General features: G+C 61.5%; 21 protein-coding genes. 10 read left to right on the top strand and 11 right to left on the bottom strand.

The features are described from left to right. Positions 1-21 precede the first annotated feature (21 nt). Positions 22-366 carry a hypothetical protein gene (locus ACIQ47_RS00965; RefSeq protein WP_396436398.1) on the top strand — a complete coding sequence of 115 codons (345 nt, stop codon included), beginning with the start codon at positions 22-24 and terminating at the stop codon, positions 364-366. Between the two features lie 239 nt (positions 367-605). On the opposite strand, the gene ACIQ47_RS00960 is transcribed toward ACIQ47_RS00965, so the two are convergent. The 6 genes from ACIQ47_RS00960 to ACIQ47_RS00935 form a co-directional block, all read right to left on the bottom strand. Further along, entirely contained in the window at positions 606-1,196 is a 591-nt protein-coding gene (locus ACIQ47_RS00960; protein WP_396436397.1) for a 2-hydroxychromene-2-carboxylate isomerase, read from the bottom strand. A gap of 17 nt (positions 1,197-1,213) precedes the next feature. Beyond that, the gene (locus ACIQ47_RS00955; RefSeq protein ID WP_396436396.1) at positions 1,214-1,963 is read right to left on the bottom strand and encodes an SDR family oxidoreductase; all 750 of its coding nucleotides are present in this window, start codon (positions 1,961-1,963) and stop codon (positions 1,214-1,216) included. Positions 1,964-1,972: 9 nt separating this feature from the next. Beyond that, positions 1,973-3,130: a saccharopine dehydrogenase family protein gene (locus ACIQ47_RS00950; RefSeq protein ID WP_396436395.1), complete on the bottom strand. Its 1,158-nt coding sequence runs from the start codon at positions 3,128-3,130 to the stop codon at positions 1,973-1,975. A gap of 446 nt (positions 3,131-3,576) precedes the next feature. Further along, positions 3,577-4,212 (bottom strand): isochorismatase family protein, encoded by a 636-nt coding sequence (locus ACIQ47_RS00945; protein ID WP_396436394.1) that lies wholly within the window; start codon positions 4,210-4,212, stop codon positions 3,577-3,579. Continuing rightward, entirely contained in the window at positions 4,199-4,852 is a 654-nt protein-coding gene (locus ACIQ47_RS00940) for a GntR family transcriptional regulator (RefSeq protein ID WP_396436393.1), read from the bottom strand. The genes ACIQ47_RS00945 and ACIQ47_RS00940 overlap by 14 nt, the downstream gene beginning before the upstream one ends. A 21-nt stretch (positions 4,853-4,873) precedes the next feature. Then, positions 4,874-5,617 carry a hypothetical protein gene (locus tag ACIQ47_RS00935; protein ID WP_396436392.1) on the bottom strand — a complete coding sequence of 248 codons (744 nt, stop codon included), beginning with the start codon at positions 5,615-5,617 and terminating at the stop codon, positions 4,874-4,876. Between the two features lie 229 nt (positions 5,618-5,846). Between ACIQ47_RS00935 and ACIQ47_RS00930 the strand changes: the two genes are divergently transcribed. From ACIQ47_RS00930 to ACIQ47_RS00905, 6 genes are read left to right on the top strand one after another with little or no spacing between them, the layout of a single operon-like run. After that, positions 5,847-6,239 (top strand): cupin domain-containing protein, encoded by a 393-nt coding sequence (locus ACIQ47_RS00930; protein ID WP_396436391.1) that lies wholly within the window; start codon positions 5,847-5,849, stop codon positions 6,237-6,239. 48 nt (positions 6,240-6,287) lie between these two features. Then, complete coding sequence (locus tag ACIQ47_RS00925; protein ID WP_396436390.1) at positions 6,288-7,070, top strand: hypothetical protein; 783 nt, start codon at positions 6,288-6,290, stop codon at positions 7,068-7,070. A 53-nt stretch (positions 7,071-7,123) separates the two neighbouring features. Further along, positions 7,124-7,696, top strand: coding sequence for a TRAP transporter small permease subunit (locus ACIQ47_RS00920; protein WP_396436389.1), 573 nt, complete (start codon positions 7,124-7,126; stop codon positions 7,694-7,696). Next, complete coding sequence (locus ACIQ47_RS00915; RefSeq protein WP_396436388.1) at positions 7,696-8,991, top strand: TRAP transporter large permease; 1,296 nt, start codon at positions 7,696-7,698, stop codon at positions 8,989-8,991. Before ACIQ47_RS00920 ends, ACIQ47_RS00915 begins: the two co-directional genes overlap by 1 nt. Positions 8,992-9,024: 33 nt before the next feature. Beyond that, on the top strand, positions 9,025-10,080 hold the full coding sequence (locus ACIQ47_RS00910) for a TRAP transporter substrate-binding protein (protein WP_396436387.1): 1,056 nt from the start codon (positions 9,025-9,027) through the stop codon (positions 10,078-10,080). Continuing rightward, entirely contained in the window at positions 10,081-10,995 is a 915-nt protein-coding gene (locus ACIQ47_RS00905) for a DMT family transporter (protein WP_396436386.1), read from the top strand. Positions 10,996-11,020: 25 nt separating this feature from the next. On the opposite strand, the gene ACIQ47_RS00900 is transcribed toward ACIQ47_RS00905, so the two are convergent. Together ACIQ47_RS00900 and ACIQ47_RS00895 are read right to left on the bottom strand one after the other, a co-directional pair. After that, on the bottom strand, positions 11,021-12,439 hold the full coding sequence (locus ACIQ47_RS00900) for an MmgE/PrpD family protein (RefSeq protein ID WP_396436385.1): 1,419 nt from the start codon (positions 12,437-12,439) through the stop codon (positions 11,021-11,023). Beyond that, positions 12,436-13,233, bottom strand: a complete 798-nt coding sequence (locus ACIQ47_RS00895) for an enoyl-CoA hydratase/isomerase family protein (protein WP_396436384.1) — start codon at positions 13,231-13,233, stop codon at positions 12,436-12,438. The genes ACIQ47_RS00900 and ACIQ47_RS00895 overlap by 4 nt, the downstream gene beginning before the upstream one ends. A gap of 148 nt (positions 13,234-13,381) precedes the next feature. On the opposite strand from ACIQ47_RS00895, the gene ACIQ47_RS00890 reads away from it, so the two are divergent. From ACIQ47_RS00890 to ACIQ47_RS00880, 3 genes are read left to right on the top strand one after another with little or no spacing between them, the layout of a single operon-like run. Then, entirely contained in the window at positions 13,382-14,269 is an 888-nt protein-coding gene (locus ACIQ47_RS00890) for a polysaccharide deacetylase family protein (RefSeq protein ID WP_396436383.1), read from the top strand. Position 14,270: 1 nt separating this feature from the next. Then, positions 14,271-15,539, top strand: a complete 1,269-nt coding sequence (locus tag ACIQ47_RS00885) for an acetyl-CoA hydrolase/transferase family protein (protein ID WP_396436382.1) — start codon at positions 14,271-14,273, stop codon at positions 15,537-15,539. A 36-nt stretch (positions 15,540-15,575) separates the two neighbouring features. Next, positions 15,576-16,412 carry an alpha/beta fold hydrolase gene (locus ACIQ47_RS00880; protein ID WP_396436381.1) on the top strand — a complete coding sequence of 279 codons (837 nt, stop codon included), beginning with the start codon at positions 15,576-15,578 and terminating at the stop codon, positions 16,410-16,412. 131 nt (positions 16,413-16,543) lie between these two features. Here the strand turns inward: ACIQ47_RS00880 and ACIQ47_RS00875 are convergent, their stop codons facing one another. Genes ACIQ47_RS00875 through ACIQ47_RS00865 form a run of 3 tightly spaced genes read right to left on the bottom strand, consistent with a single transcriptional unit; the run spans position 16,544 to position 19,931 of the window. After that, positions 16,544-17,104 (bottom strand): carboxymuconolactone decarboxylase family protein, encoded by a 561-nt coding sequence (locus ACIQ47_RS00875; protein WP_396436380.1) that lies wholly within the window; start codon positions 17,102-17,104, stop codon positions 16,544-16,546. A 29-nt stretch (positions 17,105-17,133) separates the two neighbouring features. Further along, the gene (locus ACIQ47_RS00870; RefSeq protein WP_396436379.1) at positions 17,134-18,441 is read right to left on the bottom strand and encodes an amidase; all 1,308 of its coding nucleotides are present in this window, start codon (positions 18,439-18,441) and stop codon (positions 17,134-17,136) included. Between the two features lie 5 nt (positions 18,442-18,446). Beyond that, positions 18,447-19,931: a phenylacetate--CoA ligase family protein gene (locus tag ACIQ47_RS00865; RefSeq protein WP_396436378.1), complete on the bottom strand. Its 1,485-nt coding sequence runs from the start codon at positions 19,929-19,931 to the stop codon at positions 18,447-18,449. Between the last annotated feature and the right edge of the window lie 5 nt (positions 19,932-19,936).

Below are 19,936 nucleotides of genomic sequence, written 5' to 3'. Positions count from 1 at the left end.
AGCCCTGCAGGAGAAGTGCGCATGTTCACCCCCCCGCACTGTTGTGCCGCCCTGTGTGGCGGTCAGATGCGCATCATCGCCTTCATCACCTACAGCGCCGACATCCGCCAAATACTGGACCACAACGGGGGCGAGCCCGAGTCACCGCGCATCACGCACGTACTTGGGCCGCTGCTGTGGGACGGGTGCGATGTGCCGATGGGCAATGGTGTCGAGCTTGAGCCAGATTGGGACGAGGCGTCCCAACGGGTGCTGGACTTTGAGGCCGATCAGCGCATCAGTTGGTCAGGGATGGCAACAGCGGTTTTGTCAACGCTGCGGGGCATGACTGTGACTGGCCTCAGCCATAACGAGTCAGACCGATAAATCTCGAAAAAACTCGAAAAAAGATCGACCATGCAGATATTTTGTCTTTGCAGGAGCCTTCCCCCGTGGGCGATTGCATCCAAACCGCTAAGGCAAGCCATCGCCCACAGGGGTGGGCTCCTACAAAAACCCATCCCTTGAGTGTTGTTCAAGACTTCACAGTGCCGGATCAATGAGCCGATTCAACGCCTTCTCAACTGAACAGCGGCCGCATGACCGCCTTGTCTAGCCTAAACAACTCAAGCCTTCAGTGCAGCCTTGACTTGCTCGATGCGGTCTTGACCCCAGAACATTTCTTCGCCTACAAAAAAGCTAGGGGCGCCAAACACGCCGCGCTCCACGGCCTTCATCGTCACGGCCTTGAGTTGGTCTTTGGTGGCCTGGTCATTGGCCATGGCCAGCAAGGCCGTTGCGTCAAATCCGGCGGCGGTCAACATCTGCCCGACGATGACCGGGTCGTTCAAATTGAGTGAGTCCACCCAAATCGCTTGGAACACCGCATCCATGAAAGTTTGTATGCGTGGGTCGTTGTGCATTTGCAATGCGGTCACCATCCGCATCAGCGTGGTCGTGATGATCGGGAAGTGGGGATTCGTGTTCAAGGGCACGCCATACCCGTCGGCAAAGCGCTTGAAGTCCACAAAGACATACCGCCCCTTGGCGGGCACGGTCATGGGCGAGGCATTGCCCGTGGCCTGAAACACACCACCCAGCAGCATGGGCAGCAAGTTGGCCGAGGCCCCGGTTTCGGTGCACATCTTGGGCAACTGGGTATGGGCCAAGTACGAGGCCAAACTGCCAAAGTCAAAGTAAAAATCAAAAGTTTTCATGTGTGTCTCCTGTGTTGTCAAAACTTTTCCATGTAGGGGCGCAAATCGAGTTCATGCGTCCAGGCGTCGCGTGGTTGTTGGTGGAGCATCCAGTAGGCGTCGGCGATGTGGTCGGGATTCAAAATGCCGCCCACGCCCTTGAGCGCGTAGCGCTGTGGAAATTGTGTGCGGATGAACTCGGTGTCGATCGCGCCGTCGATGATGGTGTGGGCCACATGAATGCCCATGGGCCCCAGTTCGCGGGCCATGCTTTGCGCCAGGGAGCGCAAAGCCATTTTGCCGCCAGAAAAGCCTGCAAAATGCGCGCTGCCGCGCAGCGATGCGGATGCGCCCGTGAAAATGATCGTGCCTTTGTGGGCCTTGCCGCTCACAGCCACCTCTTCTCGGCTCACCATGCGCTTGGCCACTTCACGACCGGTGATAAAGCCCGCCAAACAGGCCATCTCCCACATTTTGGTGTAGCGCCGTACGGTCTCCGTCAGGATGCTGTTGGGCGAGTTGGCGCCGATGTTGAACACCATCACCTCGATCGGTCCGATGCTGGCTTCGATGTGCTCGACCAGTGCGATCACATCGTCTTCATGGCGCGCATCGGACCCGAAGCCATGGGCCACACCCCCGTCTTGTCGGATCTGCGCCAACAAGGGCTGTAATTTGTCCAGAGTGCGGCGCGTGGCGCAGACGGTGTAACCCTCGCGCGCAAAACGCCTGGCCACCGCACCCCCCGTGGCATCGCCTGCACCAATGACCAGACAGACTTTGGACATGGGAACGCCTTATTCCACGCGAAACGTCAAGCCTGCATGGGCCTGCAAGCGATCAATCAGTTTTTGCCCCATGCTGGAGGCAGGCGTCCAGATGCCGCCGGGTGTGTGGGGGACATCTTGGAGCAGACAGATGGCCGCTTCGCTGATCATTTTGGAGGTGCTGCCGTAGCCGGGGTCGCGGTCGCCTTGCACGCTCACGCGGCAGGTCTGACCCGCAGGGTTGTGGCCGATGAACAACACGTCGTAGGAGCCGGCATCGCGCTCCGCACGCGAAGGGCCTTCGCCCGTTTGCAAGACATCCGCACCGCTCATGCTTTTATCCGCAGCAATCGCCTCGGCCACAGCCTGGCCTTTGTCGCCCGGGCCGGTGATGACCATTTCGTCATAGACAAAGTCTGCCCCCCAGGCCTGATTGAGCAAAAAGTTGGAGCGGTGCACATTGCGGGTGTTGATGGTCGCCATCACAAAGGGGGCCACCCACACATCCAGCACCTCATCGACCATGGGTTTGTGCGCGGTCGGCTGCTTGGGGCCGGTAAATCCAGGGGTCAAAGAGAATGGGTTTTTCAGCAAGTCCAGCACACCGGGCTGGCTGGCAGCGGCCGCCATGGTGGCCTTGAAGCTGGCCGCCGTGCCCCCTGAAAAAGTCCCCTTCATCTTGCGCACACGACCCCGCACGCGCGAAGCGGGCGTGCCAAAACGCTGTTGCATCTCGCCTTGCAGCATCAACACCCCTAGATCAAAGGGAATGGAATCAAAACCACACGAGAACACAATTCGCGCCCCACTGGCTTGCGCTGCGGCATGGTGCGCGTCAATCATCTGGCGCATCCAGGCCGGCTCACCACACAGGTCCACGTAATCCACACCGGCCTGCGCGCAGGCTTTGACCAAGCCGCTGCCGTACAACTGATAAGGCCCCACCGTGGTCAAGACCAAGCGGGTGCGGGTCATCAGGGCCTGCAGGCTGGCCGGGTCTTCGCTGTCGATCACCACCAAAGGCGTGTCAGCGGGTGCGCCCACTTCGTCACGCACGGCAGCCAGTTTGCTGGCACTGCGCCCGCCCATGGCCCAGCGCATACCGGTTGATTGCTTGAGTAAATATTCGATCACCAAGCGGCCGGTGAAACCTGTGGCACCATGCACCACGATGTCAAATTCTTTCATTCATTCATAAGGCAGATTATGCCATCCATAGTTCTTCTGACAATTCCAACTCGGGTGACCCACACAGGCCAGTACGACTGACAAAGCGGCCACCCAAGTCTTTCAAGCCTTTGTTGGTCAGAAGATCGTGCAAAAAAACATGCGGTATCTTTGTGCATGACCTTGTCCACAACCTTTGCGGACGCGGTCTTTGGGTGATTTTGCTACAAAGATCACTGGGTTTGTTAATCGTGGCGTGCATGGTGCTGCGCATTTTTTGGGGAAAGGGCTTTTCCCCGCAGTTGGCGTTTGCCCTCAACGCTAAGGGATCCACTTGCGCTTGGTGTTGTGCCTCCAAGTCGACCAAGGTAATGGTTGTCTGGCCGCAGAACTTCATGAGGGGAGGTCAAGGACAGTGAGGTGTTCAGGTGGCGTGGCCGCGCCGATGTGCTGTGCAGGCGCGGCCATCATCCGGCGAGGGCGGCTTGCGCCTGGGCTAGTGTCATGACGTCGGAGTACTTGGCGTTCAGGTCAAACAGGTTGGATTCGTGGGGTTGGGGGTGGCGGTCGCCACAAGCGTCTGCGATCACCACCGGTATAAAGCCGTGTTGCAGTGCGTCAACGCCGCTGGCGCGCACGCAACCGCTGGTGCTCATCCCCGCCAGCAGCACGCAGTCAATGCCTTGCGCGCGCAGGGTGCTGGCCAGTGACGTACCGAAGAAGGCGCTGGCGTAATGCTTGGTGATCACTGGTTCATCGGCGGTAGGTGCCAGTTCTGGAACCACCTCGCCAAAAGGGTTGCCGCTGCAGAAGACTTTGAGAGCAGGCACCTTGCGAAAAAAAACGCCGCCATCAAGGCCATCGGCGCGGTACTCCACCCGCGTGTGGCAAACCAACATGCCGCGTGCGCGGGCCCATTCAAGCAGGGCCTGGGCGCGGGGGATGACCTCGGGCGTGTTGGCATACAGGGGCGAATCGGCCATGAAATAGGCCTTTGCGAAATCGACCATCACCAGGGCCTGTTTGGTGCCAAAGCCCAGTTGTTGGCCAAAAGCGCCGTTGCTGTAGTTGGCGTGCAGTGAGGTGTTGTCAGGCTTGGACATGGGGGGTGTTTCCCAACAGGGTTTGTTTGGCGGAGTGGATATGGCTGCCCATCACGCACCTGGCCCAGGCGATGTCGTGCAGTGTGAAGGCATCGATCAGTTCGCGATGGTGGCCAAAGCTGCGTGCGAGTTGCGATGTGCTGTAGCGGCGGAAGGTCTGCTGCACGATAGGCACTTCTATGGCGTTGGACAGCATGGCGACCAAGCGTTCGTTCTGGCTGGCCTGTGCAATCACGCCATGGAACTCGCGGTTGAGGGGGCCGATGCGCGCTGTATTGGACGCCTCAATGTTGGTGCCCTCGGCCTCGATCGCATCTTGCAAACGCGCCAGGGTGGCGATCTCGGACGGGGTCATGCGAGCGGCTGCAAGGCCAGCGATCTCGCTCTCGAGCAGAACCCGCAAATCAAAGACCTCGCGCACCTGTTCGGGCGTCCAGCTGCGCACCACGGTGCCGCTGTTGGGCTTGAACAGGGCAAAGCCGTCGGCCACCAACTGTCGCATGGCCTCGCGCACCGGGGTGCGCGAGGTGTTGAATTCCTGCGCAACATTTTTTTCGGTGATGCGGTCGCCGCTCGCGTAACGCCCGTCGATGATCTGCAGCTTGATCGCAGCATAAATGCGGGAGGCGACGGTTTCCATTTTGTCTGTGTGAGTGGTCGCTCAGTGTTGTTCCATCAGGCTGCCAAAGCCGCTCATGCGGTCGGTGATGCCCGCCCCTCGCAGGGCGTGCCAGTAGATGGCGGTGTTGATGGCCACCACCGGTTTTTTGAGCCAGATTTCGGCCTGACCGGCCAGGCGAGCCATGGCCAGGTTGGTGCCCACTTGGACCAGGCCGTCGATGTCGTCGCCGTCGAGTTCGAGCAGCGCATCGCGCAATTGCGTCTCGGAAACATGGGCGATTTTCACCGGGCTTTCACAGCACAGGCCCTTGATGCGCTTGACCTCAAATCCTGCCTCCTCGAAAAAACGCGTCACGTTGCGGTCACCCACTGGCTGGTAGGGGGTGATCACGGCAATCTTCTTCATGCGCAAGGCCAGAAAGGCCGCCTCGCAAGCTTCAGAACCCATGGACACCGGCAGGCCGGTGTGTTCATGCAACTGCGCCTTGAGCTTGCGGCTTGCATTCAGGCCATCCCAGAAGGTCTCAGCCGAGATGCCCAGCACCAAGCGGTCTGGCTCGCAGGACATGGCCGAGTCAACCGCTTCGTCTTGTGTGGCGGCGATCAGTGCGATCAGCCGTTCGAAGTCCGCGTCATTGTGCAGCGGTATGTTGGGAATGCGTATCCGACTGATGTGGTTGGTCACGCCGGGCGGGCGCATGTCGTCAAATTCGGGCTGAACGCTGGTGTTGGTCGAGGGGATCAGCACGGCGAACTTTTGCCGCCATCCAAGTGAATCTGGCATGGGAACCTCCAAAATGGGGTTTCAGGCAGCACGGCAAGATTGTGTACATTGAAACCCGTTTGTCCGCTAGGTTAAATGAAATTTAGAGCGCCTGGAAAATTATTTTCGTTTGATTGTCGACAATGTCTGGCAAAGCTGCCACACTTCGATCAGGTATTACAGCAAGAATAAGTGTTGCGTGTGCGGGCCTTGGCCTGATGCGCACGCAGCCCCATTCAAAGGACGCCAGATGAATTCTGATCCAAGATCGTTGGAGCCCACTGTGGGCTTTTTTACTGTCCGGGACGCCATCGAGCCCGAACGCCTGGCGTCAGTCGAGGGCGTTCGGCCCCAGGGCAAGGTCGTGGTGCGCCGCGTCATGGTGGGCAATGAGATCTTGATGCTGCATGTGCTGCGAGAAAAAGGCCTGATCGATCCGGTGCACAAGCACGACGACCATGAAACCGTGGCCTACCTCATCAAGGGCCGTTTGCGTTTGGTCATCGGCGGGGAGGAATTTATCGCCGAAGCCGGTACCTCGTGGCGGCACCCGCGCGGAGTCGAGCACTTCAGCGAAGCGCTCGAAAATTGCGAGCAACTTGAGATCAAGTCACCGCCCCGCAAAACTTGGACCACTGAGTAAACCGCATGCTATGCCGGTATCTACTCCATTGAATCAGGGGCAAGTGGCATGGTGACCTGGATCGACGGTGCCGAGCACGCTTTGACTTGCGAGAGCTTGGCACTGCTTCTTGACAACAAAATCCCGGCCATTCGCGTAGCGGGCTTCGCCTCTCCCGATGAGTGCAGTGCCTTTTCGGCCGCCTGCAAGGCCGGGCGCGTGCAGTACTACAACGTGGCCGAGCGCATTGGCTACATTGGCCTGGCCCAATACCAGTACCGGTGGAACAAGACCCGGGAAGAGTTCTTGGCCGATGTGCCCCAGGCGCAGGAAGACGTGGAGGCGGTGTTCCATGCCGCTGGCTTTAACCCTGTGCAGCGCGTGATGTCCCTCTTGCGGGCGAATTGGGACGCGCCCGTGGATGTGGCGCGTGAGGACGCTCGGCACTATTTCGCCGGCATCATCCGCTCGACCAGTGAGAGGATTGACTTGCATGTGGATTGGGCGCCGGTAAACGCGCCCGGGTACAGCATTGCGGCCATCGATGGTCAGGTGGGCTGGAATTTCTTCGCCGAGGAACTCCTCTCGGGCGGCCACACCACCGTTTACAACAACCCTTGGTACCCCGTGCTGCAGCCAGGGGAGATTCCCCAGAGCTATGGTCTGCCGCGCAGCCTGACCGAGGGCGTGCCGTCGTTCACCTACCAAGCAACCGTTGGCGACCTGGTGATTTTCAACACGCGCAACCCCCACGAGGTTGCGCCGGGTAATGCCAGTCCCTCAGGCAGTCGCGTCTCGATTGGCTCCTTCGCCGGGCGTAAGCCCGACGGCAGCCTGGTGTTATGGGCTTAGGCGGTATGTCCGTGAGCCTGGCGATCCATCCCGTTTTTTCTATGGAAATGACCATGACGAACTTACTTCAATGGTGTTCAGGTGTTTCGCGCTGGCTGGCGTGGCTGGGCGGAGCCGCTTTGCTGCTGAGTGCCGGCCTGATCTCGCTCGACGTGGTGTTTCGGGCCTTGTGGAAGGTGACCTACTTCGAGAGCTTCGAGTTCTCGACCTACGCTTTTGCGATCGCCACGGCCATGGGAATGTCCTACGCGCTGGTCACCAGAGCCCATATACGCATCGAACTGCTGTACGTTACGCTGCCCGAAAAATGGCGCGCCTGGCTGGACGTGTGGTCCTATGCCGGGCTTTCGGTGGTGAGCGTGGTGCTGGTTTACTGGTGCGCGCAGACCGTGTTGAGCAACTTTCAAAGCGGTGCACGCTCCAACTCGTCGCTGTCCATCCCGCTGGTCTGGCCGCAAGGCATCTGGCTGCTGGGCCTGGCCTGGCTGGCGGTGTTGTCCACCTTGTACGCGGTGTACGGACTCGCCAGCAGCCTTCGCGGGCGCACGAGCGACACCAACCGGATGCTCGGCATGGCGTCGCTGCAGGAAGAAATTGAGGCCGGCACCGGCCAGGAGCAACGCTGATGTTAAGTTTGACTTTGATCCTGTTGCTGGTTCTGGCCGGCAGCAGCCTGTTTGTGGCGGCAGTGCTGGGGGTGCTCGGTTATTCGCTGGGTACGTTCTTTTCGCCATTCCCGCTGATACGCGGTCTGGGTGAAGTCGCCTGGAGTTCCAGCGCCGACTTCATTTTGGTTGCAGTTCCGATGTTCATCCTCATGGGTGAATTGCTGCTGCGTTCGGGGGTGACCGATGCCATGTACGAGGCGCTGGACCGCTGGGTGGGCCACATCCCCGGTGGGCTGATGCACACCAACATCGCAGCGTCGGCGGTGTTCGCAGCCACCTCGGGCTCCAGCATCGCCACGGCGGCCACCATCGGCACCGTCTCGATCCCCAACATGGACCGCTACGGCTACGACCGTGGCATGTTCCTTGGCACGATCGCCGCGGGTGGCACGCTGGGCATACTGATCCCGCCGAGCATCAACATGGTGCTGTACGGCGCCATGTCCGATACGGCCGTCGGAGATCTCTACCTCGCAGCGCTCATACCCGGACTGATGTTGGCGAGTATCTTCTCGGTCTACGTCTATGTGCGCTGCATCATCAACCCCTCGCTGGCGCCGCGCGGCAAGGTTTCCAGCTGGGGCCTGCGCTTTCAGGCCTTGGTGCACCTGCTGCCGCCTGTCATGCTGTTCCTGCTGGTGGTGGGCTCCATCTATGCCGGCCTGGCCACGGCCACCGAGGCCTCGGCGCTGGGCGTGATGGGGGCGCTGGCGCTGGTGGTCACACGCCGGCGGTTGACGCTGGCGTTGCTGCTGCGCTCATTTGAGGGCACGGTACGCACCACCGCCATGGTGATGGCCATCGTGATCGCAGCCTATTTTCTCAACTTCGTGTTGTCCACGCTGGGCCTGACCGATGCCGCCGTCAAGTGGGTTGCTGAGTTGGGATGGACACCACTGGCGGTGATGCTGTCCATCATCGTGCTCTACATCTTTCTGGGCTGCTTTGTCGAGTCGCTCACACTGATGATCGCCACCACTCCCATCGTGGTGCCAATCATCACTCAACTGGGTTATAGCCCCGTCTGGTTTGGCGTAGTGTTTGTGATTCTGATCGAGACCGCGCTGATCACCCCACCCATTGGCATGAACCTTTTTGTGGTGCAGTCGGTGCGCAAGGGGGGGGCGTTCCGCGACGTGGTGATGGGGTCGCTGCCCTATGTGGTGCTGATGCTCCTGCTGATCATCGGCCTGATTGCCTTCCCTGAGCTCGCGCTCTGGCTGCCATCCGTTTTCGCTGCAAGCCGTGGGTGACACGGCCTGTTATTTCAACCTGAGGAGAAGTCAATGAAACTTGTACGTCGTTTTGTCTGGAGCGCTGCGGCGCTCGGTCTGTGCCTCGCCAGTGCGGTGCAAGCGCAGTCGTCCCCCAAAGTCAGCCTGCAGGTGGTGGGCAACTTGGGCATCACCACCCAATACAAGGACCTGGAGGCACCGTTCTGGATCAAGGACATTCCGGCAGCCACGGGTGGCGCAGTCACGGCCAGCATCAAGCCCTGGAATGAGATGGGCCTCAAAGGCCCCGAGGTCTTCAAGCTGCTGAGTCAAGGTGTGTTCGACGTCGGCACCACACAGCTGGGCTTTGTTGCGGGTGACAACGCGATCAATGATGCCACCGACCTGGCAGGCGTCTCGCCCACCATACAGACTTTCAGGGAAGTGACCAATGCTTTCCGTCCGCAACTCGAGCGTTACTATGAGCAGCAGCTGAAGGTCAAGGTCATGGCCATGTATTCCTTCCAGGCGCAGGTGCTCTTTTGCCGCGCAGAGATCAAGAGTCTGGCCGACCTCAAGGGCCGCAAAGTGCGTACCTCGGGCGCCTCGCAGGCCGACTTCATCAGCTATTTCGGTGGCTCTGGCGTGAACATGGCTTTTGGCGAGGTGCAGCAGTCGCTGCAAAACGGTGTCATCGACTGTGCCATCACCGGCACCTTGGGAGGCTACAAAGCAAAGTGGTACGACGGCGCCAAGTACCTGTATGCGCTGCCCATCAACTGGGGCTCCGGCATGGCGGCTTTCAACCTCAACAGCTGGCGAAAGCTCGACGCGGCCACCCAGAAGACCATCACGAGCGAATACGCGCGCTTGGAAAAGGCCATCTTCGACCAGAACGTGCGTGAAAACGACGTTGGCCTGGCCTGCAACACCGGTGGGGCCTGCTCTGAAGGCCCTGCTGGCAAGATGGTCTTGGTCAATCCTGCAGCCGGCGATGTCGAATTGCGCCGCAAGGCGCTGATTGAGCAGGTGCTGCCGCGATGGGCTGCCCGCTGCGGCGCAGAGTGCGTCAATAACTGGAACGCCACAGCTGGCAAGGTGGTCAACCTGACGGCTAAGGCCAACTGATTGGCCATTTTCAGCGACACTGGCACCAACCGCGGCATGCCCGTGTTGCTGATCTTGGTCATGGTGGCTTGGGGTGCCAACATCCCGGCCATCAAGGCCCTGACCGGGGTCTTGGACGTGATGTGGCTTGCTGCGCTGCGTATGCTGGTGGCCACGCTGGTGCTCACGTTGGGTCTGTGGTTGCGCGATCGTCGCTTGCCTCGCCTGTCACTGGCCAAGTGGGGCTATTTGGGGGGCACTTCCTTTCTGATTATTTATCTCAACCAGGTGATGTTCACCCATGGTATGGGCCTGACCACAGCCACCAGTGCGTCACTGGTCATGGCCTTGATTCCTCCGCTGTCTGTGGCGGCGGGTGCCTTGTTGATGCGAGAGCGGGTGCACCAGCGGGCCATGCTCGGTATTGCGCTGGGTTTTGCAGGTGTGACGCTGGTTGTGGTCATGGCGCCAGGCGCACAGTTAGGCATCACCGGACTGGGGGAGGTGTTGCTTGTGCTGGGCTTGTTGGCCTTCGTCGGCGGAGGTTTGCTGATACAGCGCGTGGCGCAAGACATTGATGTGCTTGTGGTTGGCTGGTCGACCTATGGCATGGGGTCGCTGATGCTGCTCGCACACGCCATGCTCGATGGTGGCTGGGTGCAGGCACGAGCCGCCCTCGATACACCCATGGTGTGGGGGTATTTGATGTATTCGGGTGTGGTGGGTACGGCGCTGGCCAATCTGGCCTGGTACTTTGCGATCGGCCGCATCGGGCAGAGCCGGGCCAGCCCCTTTCTCTACTTGCTGCCGATCTTCGGCGTGCTGTCCTCGGCACTGATGCTGGGCGAACCACTGGGTTGGTGGCACCTGGTCGGCTTGGTGCTGGTGATTGCCGGCACAAGGCTGGGCACGGCACCGCGCATCGCGCCTTTGTAGGCTGCGGCGCTCGGGACCTTGGTCTTCAGGTGGCAGCGGCCAGCAGCGCCACCAGAGGGGCGGCGTCGAGGGCCTCGGGCAAGCGATTTAGCCATGCGATCATGGCTTCCATCTGCTGGTTCTGCGCGGCATTGCCCTCGCGTGTCAGGTGCCAACACAGGCGGAATTTGTCCTCCCGCTCCTGCGCGCTCAATGGCAGCAGCGGGTGGCCCCAGGCATATGGAATCTCGCGCGTGATCCGATCGCCGTTGGTGAGCGTCAGCGTCAACGTCTGTGGGTAGAAAGCGTTTGCATTGGGATGCGGTTTTTCTTCGGTGGTCACGCGCATCGCCAGTGCTTCCACCACTGGGTTGCCTAAGCATTCGGGCACGAAGGTGGTGGGGTCGACACCGCCAAACACGACTTCGGCCGCAGAAACGAAAGGTATGCACAGGCGCGCATAGTTAGGCGGCGGCTGGTGCACCATCGGCCGACCTACCAGACGCATGCCCAACGGGGGCAGCGTCACGTGAATGCCGTGGATGCGCTCGAGGGCGTTGGTCGCCGTCAGGCCCAGCTCTTGCCGCAGCCCACGCATCGCATGGATCGCGCCATGTGTGACGCGTCCGCTGGGAAAGGGCTTGTGCGAAAGCTGCGTCACCTTCCAGGGTGCGCCCATTGCGTCCAGCGCTGCAGACAGTTCGTGCTCGTGCTCAAAGTTGTTGAAAAAACCAAAGCGTCCACTCAGCAGTTCGACCGGCGCGGTGATGCCCATACGTGCCATGTCGTGCGCTTGCAGTGCGTTGCGCGCCGCAAACCCCATTTGCATGGCCAGCATCATCGAGCCTTCCTCGTGTGCCTGCATAGGGCCGCACATCTGGGAGTAGCCAATGCCAAAGGCATAGCGCAGCTGCTCGCGCGGCAGTGGGTCCAGGCAGGCCAGGGCGGCCAGCGCCGAGAACACCCCCGTGGTTGCAGGGCGGAAAAAGAACATTGCGTTGCGGGTTGCACCAGCCAGTGTGCAGGAGACTTCTAGCCCAACAGTGAAGGCGCGCAGCAGGTCGCGGCCACTGGGTGGGCGGCCTTGGGCTGTCAACTCGTCCACCTTGGCCATCAGGGCGGCGAAGATCGGCGGTGTCGGCAAGATCACGCCGGGTTCAAAGACGCAGTCGTATTCGAGCGCATGGCACTGGTAACCATTGATCAAAGCGGCCACCGGGCCTGGTGCTTGCAGACCGGTGTTCCAGACCGATGCAGAGGCCTCGCTCGGTGTACCCCAGCGTGCCGATGCGGCCATGAGCGCGTCCATTTTTGGGGCGAGTTTTCCGGAGCAGGCAACGCCCACGGTGTCCAGAAAAAACACCTTTGCCGCGCTCACCGCATCGCTGGGTAAGTCGTCAAAGCGGGTCTGTTCGATCAGGTCGAGTATGCGTTCAATCGGATCGTGATATTGGCTGTCGGTCATATTGCGGCGCCCTTGTGGTGGGATGGAAAGTTAGCCGGACGCTTTTGCAAAAAGGCGTCACGGCCTTCGGTGAAGTCCCGACCCTGGAACAGGTCGAGAAAGGTATGGGCGGCCTGGGTTAGGCCGATTGAGTCGTTGGCCATCACGGCGCGAAGGCCCTGCTTGATGGCGCGTGTGCCATCCAGCGAGTTGGCTGCGATGGCATGCAGCAAGGCCTGGGACTGCTCGGCAAACACTGCCGATGGCCAAACCTGGTTGACCAGCCCGCAGCGCAGGGCGCGCTCGGCTGGCCACAACTGCCCACCCATGAGCAGCTCGCTGGCCGCGGCCAGGCCGCAGGCGCGCACAAGGCGGCGCAGGTCATCGGGGTGGTATGACAGGCCTAGTCGTGTCGGTGTGACTGCAAAGCGCGCCTGCGCGCTGGCGATGCGCAGGTCGCAGGCCACGGCCAGCGCGACGCCGCCGCCGACGCAGGGGCCGTCGATCAGCGCCACCACAGGCAAAGGGCAGTTCTCCAGCGCGTCGACCGCAACTTGAATCTCGCGGGATGCCACGGCGCCTTCGCCGGGGGTGATGTAGGTGTGCTCGAACTCGCTGATGTCTGCACCGGCCGCGAACAGGCCTGGTTGCACCCCCACAAGGGTAAGCAGCCGGGTCTGCGGCTCACTTGTAGCAGCGGCCACCAGACTGGGCAGGGTGCGCCACATGGCCCGCGAAAACGCGTTCTTGCGCGCGGGGTGGTTGATCACGATGCGGGCGATCGGGCCGCTTTGGTGCAGCTGAAGCAGTTCCATGTTTTTTGCCGGTGTCTGCGGGTGGGCAGCGGTTGCGTTGTGTTTGCAAGCAATGATAATATGTCCGTACAACTTTGCAAGTCCTGCATGTGGTTGTTGCTGCGACTGCAGTCCGCATGCAGCTCGTTCGTCTGTGGAGAGGTTTTTCATGCGTTACCAGATCGGTCCCAAATCCTATGCCTGGCCCGGCGGTGCCCGGTTGGCCCTGTCGGTGGTCGTCAACGTCGAGGAGGGGGCCGAGGCCAACATCCTGGATGGCGACAAGTACCCTGAGCCGGTGGACGAAATGGGGATCGCCCTCAAGAGGACTATGCGCAACCATGGCAACGAGTCCAACTACCGCTATGGCATCAACCGTGGCGCGCCCCGCGTCATGCGCCTGCTGGCCAAGTACGGCATACGCACCACCATCACTGGCTGCGCGTTGGCGCTGGAGCGAGCACCAGAGCTGACGCGCGAGATCGTGCGTCAAGGACACGAAGTCACCTCGCACGGCTACCGCTGGGCGCATCAGTTCTCAATGAGCGAAGACGAAGAGAGGGCCTACATCCGCAAGGCCGTGGACTCAATCACCCAGAGCACTGGTCGACGTCCACAGGGATGGTTGTCTCGCTACCTCACCACCGACAACACGCGCCGTCTGCTGATCGAGGAGGGTTTTCTGTACCACATGGACGATTTTTCCGATGATGCGCCGTTTTGGGACTCGCACGCGGGAAAGCCCATCGTGGTGCTGCCCTACCAGCTGGACAACAACGACATGAAAATGTGGTCCGAGGGTTCTTACACCCCTGACCAATGGCTCAAGTATGCGAAGGATAACCTTGACTGGGCGCTGGCCGAGGGGGAACACGAGATCAATATGATGTCCATCGGGCTGCACCTGCGCATCATCGGGCGGCCCGGCCGCATCTGGGCTTTGGAGCAATTCCTGTCCTATGCTGCCGAGCGGGCCGCGCGGCCTGGCGGGGTGTGGATCGCCACCCGCGAGGAGATCGCAAGGCACTTTGCACAGCAAGTGCCTTGGCAGGCCTGAGATGGACTGGGCGCGTTGGCTGCGGGCGGGTGACCACTTGGTCTGCTCGCACATGTCCAGCGAGCCGGTGGCTTTGCTGCAATCGCTGGCCCAATCGCTGACCGAATCGCTGGCGTCATCGGCACGGCCCTTGCCCCTGCACTTGATGCTGGGTGTGCCTTTTTCGGATGCCGCTCAAGCCCTGCCTTCGAGCTGTGAAATCACCGTCTATGGCGGCATGGGCAGCGCCGCTCGTCTTGCGCAGGCGCGGCCTGTGCACCTGAGCCCCTTGCGATACGGCCTTTGTGCGCATGTCTACCAGCAGGGCTTGTGGCCAGTCGATGTGGCGCTTGTGAGTCTGGCGCGAAACGCCGACGGCGACCTGTATCTGGGGGCCTCGCACGGGCCGGCACTGGCTGCCGCGCGCAGGGCCCGCCATGTCATCGCCGAAGTCAACGCGCAGGCGCCCTGTGTTGTTGGTGCGCGTTGGCCCGACGACATTGAGCTGGCCGCTGTATTGGAGGTCGACCACGCACCCGCGCCGCTGAGCAAGTCAGCACCCAGCGAGGTTGAGCAAGCCATTGCAGGCCATGTGGCAGCGCTGGTGCCCGATGGCGCCTGCCTGCAGGTGGGCATCGGGGCCTTGCCTTCGGTGATGTTGGCCGCCCTGTCGTCGCACCGGCACTTGGGCGTGCACAGCGGCATGTACACCGACGACCTGCAGGCACTGGTCGACGCTGGCGCGGTGGACCATTCCCGCAAAACCCGCGATCCTGGTGTGGCGGTGGTGGGTTGCGTGCTGGGCAGCCCTTCGCTGTACCGCAGCGTGAACCAGCATCCCGGTATCTGCCTGCGCAGCCCGGACGTCACCCACGATGCGGCAGTCATTGCCGGCATCGACGATTTCTTCAGCCTCAACAGCGCTATCGAGGTCGATCTCTTGGGCAATGTCAATGCCGAGGCCGTGCTTGGACAGGATGGTCGGTGGCGCCACGTGGGGGGCGTCGGCGGCCTGCCTGATTTCGTTCGTGCGGCCCAGTGCGCCAATCGCGGGCAGTCCGTGATGGCCTTGCCGTCGCGCTCGGCGGCCCAGCAGCCGCGCATCGTGGCGCGTCTGAGCGGCCCCTGCACCGTGGCGGCCAGCGACGCCGACATGATCTGCACTGAGTACGGCGTGGCCCGCCTGCGCCACGCCAGTCTTGACCAGCGTGTGCGAGGCATGCTGGCCATCGCCCATCCGCAAGACCGCAATGCGCTGGCTAAGGCTGCGCACGGTCTGGGTCTGGTGTAAGACCAAGCTTGCGGACTGCCCTTGAGGAAACCATCCATGCCATCCGAACTTTTCGTCCCTTTTCAGCGCCCCGCTTTGTCACGCCAAGTGCCGCTGGCCCAGTTATCGCTGCACTGCCTCGATTGGTCGGGTTCGGGGGTGCCGGTACTGCTTCTGCACCCTAACCGCACCAATGCCCGGGTGTGGGATTTCGTGGTCGAGCACACCACACTGCCCAACCGATTTATCGCGCCAGATGCGCGTGGCCATGGCTTGTCGGACTATCCGGCGAACGGCTACGGCTACAAAGATTATCTGGACGACCTGTGTGCTTTGCTCGATGCGCTGCAGGTGCCCCGCGTGCATGTGGTGGGTGCGGCCACCGGCGGCAATCTGGCTTTGCTGCTGGCCTCCGAAAACCCGCAGCGCGTGGCCAGCCTGACCGTGGTTGACCCCGGCCTGTCGCTGGACCCGCAGATCAGTGCCAATGTGCGCGCCCAGATGCTGCGCGAGTTCCGCTTTGCCTCGCTGGCTGAAGCCCGCGACCGCATGCCCTTTTCAGACCGCTGGAGCGATGCCATGAAGGCGCATTACAGCCAGCATTCGTTTCGTGCCTCGGTTGACGGCGTGGTCGAGTGGCGCTATTACCCGCCCGGTGTCGTCGAGACCGAGCACCTGTTGGAGGAGCCGATCTGGGACCGCATCCATGTGCGCTGCCCCACCTTGGTGTTGCGGGGTTCGCATTCTGCGGTGTTTGCGACGGACAAAATGGCGCGCCTGTGCGCACTGATCCCCGGCTCGCAGTATGCCGAGGTTGATGCCGACCACCGCGTGAGCCAGGACAACCCTCGCGCGCTGGCGGCGCTGATCGATGGCTTCATAGCGTCGCTCTGATGGCGTCTGGTTTGCATGGGCAAAGCGCTGGCGTGTTGCCAATCAGCGTTTGCCCATCCTGAGCGTCTGCAGCGTGACACCACAGCCCTTGGCATAGGCCACGCAGGCGGCTTGAGGGCCAAGCCGTTGTTTTACAGCGGCACGATCGGGCAGTTGGCTTCTTTCTCGACCAAGTCGTAGACGAAGATAAATTTAGCCATGCCGGTCAGGATGCCGGCGACCATGCCAAGTTCGAATATTTGGGCGTCGTCGAAGAAGGGCTTGAGTTCAGCGTGCAGCGCAGCGTCGAGTTGGCCATGCATGTTGGTCATGACGATCTGGTCCGCCACCCGCAGCACGGCGCGGTCGCGGGGGGAAAAGCATGCGTGGTTCTCGTCCAAGATGTGTGCCAACTGCTCCGCACTCACCTCGGCCTGGTTGGCAGCCACCCGGTTGCCCTTGTTGCAAAAAGCGCAGCCATGCATCATGGACAAGCGGTAGCGCAGCAACTCCTTGCTGCGGATGTCGACCCGGCCACTGTAGAAAAGTTTGCCGTAAAACTCGTCCCGGTACCAAGCCATTAACTCGGGCGCATTGGCACCCACTTCCTGCATGGTGGCGTCGTCGCGCAGCGTGATGGCGGCGTCGTATTCGCTTTGCAGGCGGGGCGTCATTTCGGCACGGGGCACACGGCGCAATACAGGATGGGGCATGAAGTTCTTTCTGCGGGTGTGGGGTGCGCTCAGGGGCTGCGCGTCGGAGTGGGTTTCAGAGCGTGTTCAAGCAAGACGGCCAGTTGCAACAGCGCCAAATCGTGGCCACGCTGACCCACGGCCTGCAGACCGACCGGCAAGGCCCCTGGGGCTACGGGCAAGGGCAGGCTGATGGCGGGCGCACCATTCATATTGGCCATGGCGGTGAAGTCGGCCTGGTTTGGCGGCGGGGGCATGTCCATCGCGAAGGCCACCTGCGGTGCGGTGGGCATCAGCACTGCGTCAAGCCCTCGTAAGAGGGTGTCCAGCTGTTCACCGGTGCGCGCCACTTGCGCCAGGGCCTGACCCAAGTCCAGCGCCGACTTGCGTTCGATGTAGTGCATCATGTTCAGCAGGTCGGTGGGCAGTGCATCGGGGCGATCGCGCAGCAGCGGGACCAGGCGGTGGTGCAGTTCGGCCTCGCACAGCAGCAGGCCGGCGCGGCGGCTGGCGCCAAGCTGGCTGGCAGCCAAGTGCAGCGGCACCACGTCCATCGGTAAGCTCTGTTGCAGTTGCCCGATGGCGGTACCAAAAGCCAAACAGACTGCCTCGCTGGCACCGAGTGCGGGCAGGTCCTGCACCACGCCGACACGCCAGCGTCTTGCCACGGGCGAATGCGCCGGTGGCAGCTGCGGCGCGGTGATGAGCATCGCGGCTGTGATGTCTTCCACGCTGCGGGCCAGCAGGCCGACATGGTCCAACCAACGGCACAAGGTGTCGATGCCGTCTAGGCCCAGGGTTTCGTGACTGGGTTTGAAGCCGACCACACCGCAGTAAGCGGCAGGAATGCGCACCGAACCCATGGTGTCGCTGCCCAGTGCAATGCCACACAGACCCGCAGCCACGGCCGCACCCGAACCGCCGCTGGAGCCGCCGGGCGTCAAGCTTGCGCCCACCGGATTGAAGCAGTTGCCGAAGTCGGGATTGTGGTTGCTGGCACCCAGGGCCATAGGGTGCATGTTGAGTTTCCCCAAGCACGAAAGGCCCGCCGCACGCAGGCGCGCCACCACCGTGGCATCGCGCGTTGGCATGCGCGACAAGGCCCGCAGGCCCGAGGCGCTGGGCAGGCCAGCAACATCGAAGTTGTCCTTGGCCGCGAAGCTGCTGCCCGCCAGCAGGGAAAATCCCTTCTCCGGGGTAGTTGCCGGTGTGCGGGCGATGTAGCTGTTGAGAGCTGGTTGCCAGTGGTCAATCGCTTGCAGCTGCAACTGCAGCAGGTCTTCGGCGCTGATGTGGCCTGACAACACCGCGCGTGCCTGCTCACTGGCACTGGCGAGCAGCAGGGGGTGTGTCGCCACTGGGCTCAAACGAGCTTGCGCAAGCGCACCGGTTTTTGCCGCGTCTCAACGCCTGTCAGCTCCGACAGCGACTGGAGCGGGCACAACTGCACCTGCACGTCGACCCCGAGTCGGTGCTTCAACCGTTCGTGGTACTGCTGCGACAGGGCCTCAGTTGCCGGCAACGAGCATTCGATCTTGACCATGAGGTCCTCGCGTCCATTGGCATCGCGCGAAAGTTCGCACAGGTATTCGCCACGAAATCCCGGCATGTCGGCCAGTATGGAAGACAGGGCCTGCGGAAACACATTGATGCCGCGCAGCTTCACCATGCTGTCGCTGCGCCCCAAGAATCCCTCCATGCGTCGAAAAGGTAGTCCCAGCTGCGATGCGCCAGGCAAAAGGCGGGTCAGGTCGTGGGTGTTGAAGCGGATGATGGGAAAAATGTCTTCTGTGAACAGGCAAGTGACCACCAGGTCACCGACCTCGCCGTGCGGCATCGCGGATCCCGTCTCGATGTCGCATATTTCGATCCAGTGCGCGTCTTCCATCACATGCATGCCGTCGTGGTCGGTTCCCTCGGCGGCGATCAGCCCCGTGTCACCCACCCCATACCAATCAAACAGTTCGGCCCCACCCCATGCCTCAGACAGGGCCTGGCGCGCATCCTTGGCCAGATGGCCGGAGATCATGCGCACAGGAATGTCGCGGCCAGGCTCCAAGCCCTGTTCGCGCGCCACATCGGCCAGGCGCTTGATGTAGTCGGCAAAACCCACGATAACGGTGGCGCCCAGGTCGCGCATAAATTCGACCTGCTTGATTGAGGGCGTCTCAACACCGGTCCCTGCTGCAAAGAACATGGCTGCGGTATGGTGGATGACCGCCTCGCGCACATAGTGCCCGCCATTGACGGGCCCGTGTCCGTAGACGGAGTGCACCATGTCGGTGGGCCGCAAACCCTGCATTTGGTAGGCGCGTGCCAGCATCAAGGCATGCACTTCCCGGGTGCGCGGGCTGAACAGTAGCGGCTGCGGTCGTCCGGTGGTGCCGCTGGTGGCGTGCAGGATCATGGGGTGGATCTTGCCGTCAATGGGGATGTCTCGCCCGTGGTGGTCGCCCAGCGGCGGGTGGCGCTCAATGGCCTCCATCACCTCGTCTTTGCCAAAGCTGGGTAGTTGAGCAATGTCATCGACGCTGACGATGTCGCCTTGCTGTAAGCCGGCCCGACCCCATAGACGCTGATAAAAGGGGAGTTGCCAGGCGCGCTGAAGCTGGCGCGTGAAAAGGTTATTTTGGTGCGCGCGCAGTTCGTCGACACCCATGCCCTTGAATTTGGCCATAAAGGCGTCGCCGACCGGAAATGCCTGCATCAGCGCTTTCGTGTCGACGACTTCGTGGTATGTGGCGTGGTGCATAGAGGATAAAGTTGCTTGTCCGTACATATTGTGATCCCAGCTTGTGCAAAAATCAAGCTGGCCGTTGTCCCTTTTTTCATCCTTGACACCACTCACCGACA

Source organism: Limnohabitans sp. (assembly GCF_044373035.1).
GTDB lineage: Bacteria > Pseudomonadota > Gammaproteobacteria > Burkholderiales > Burkholderiaceae_C > Limnohabitans_A.
This window is presented reverse-complemented; position numbering and strand designations above follow the sequence as displayed.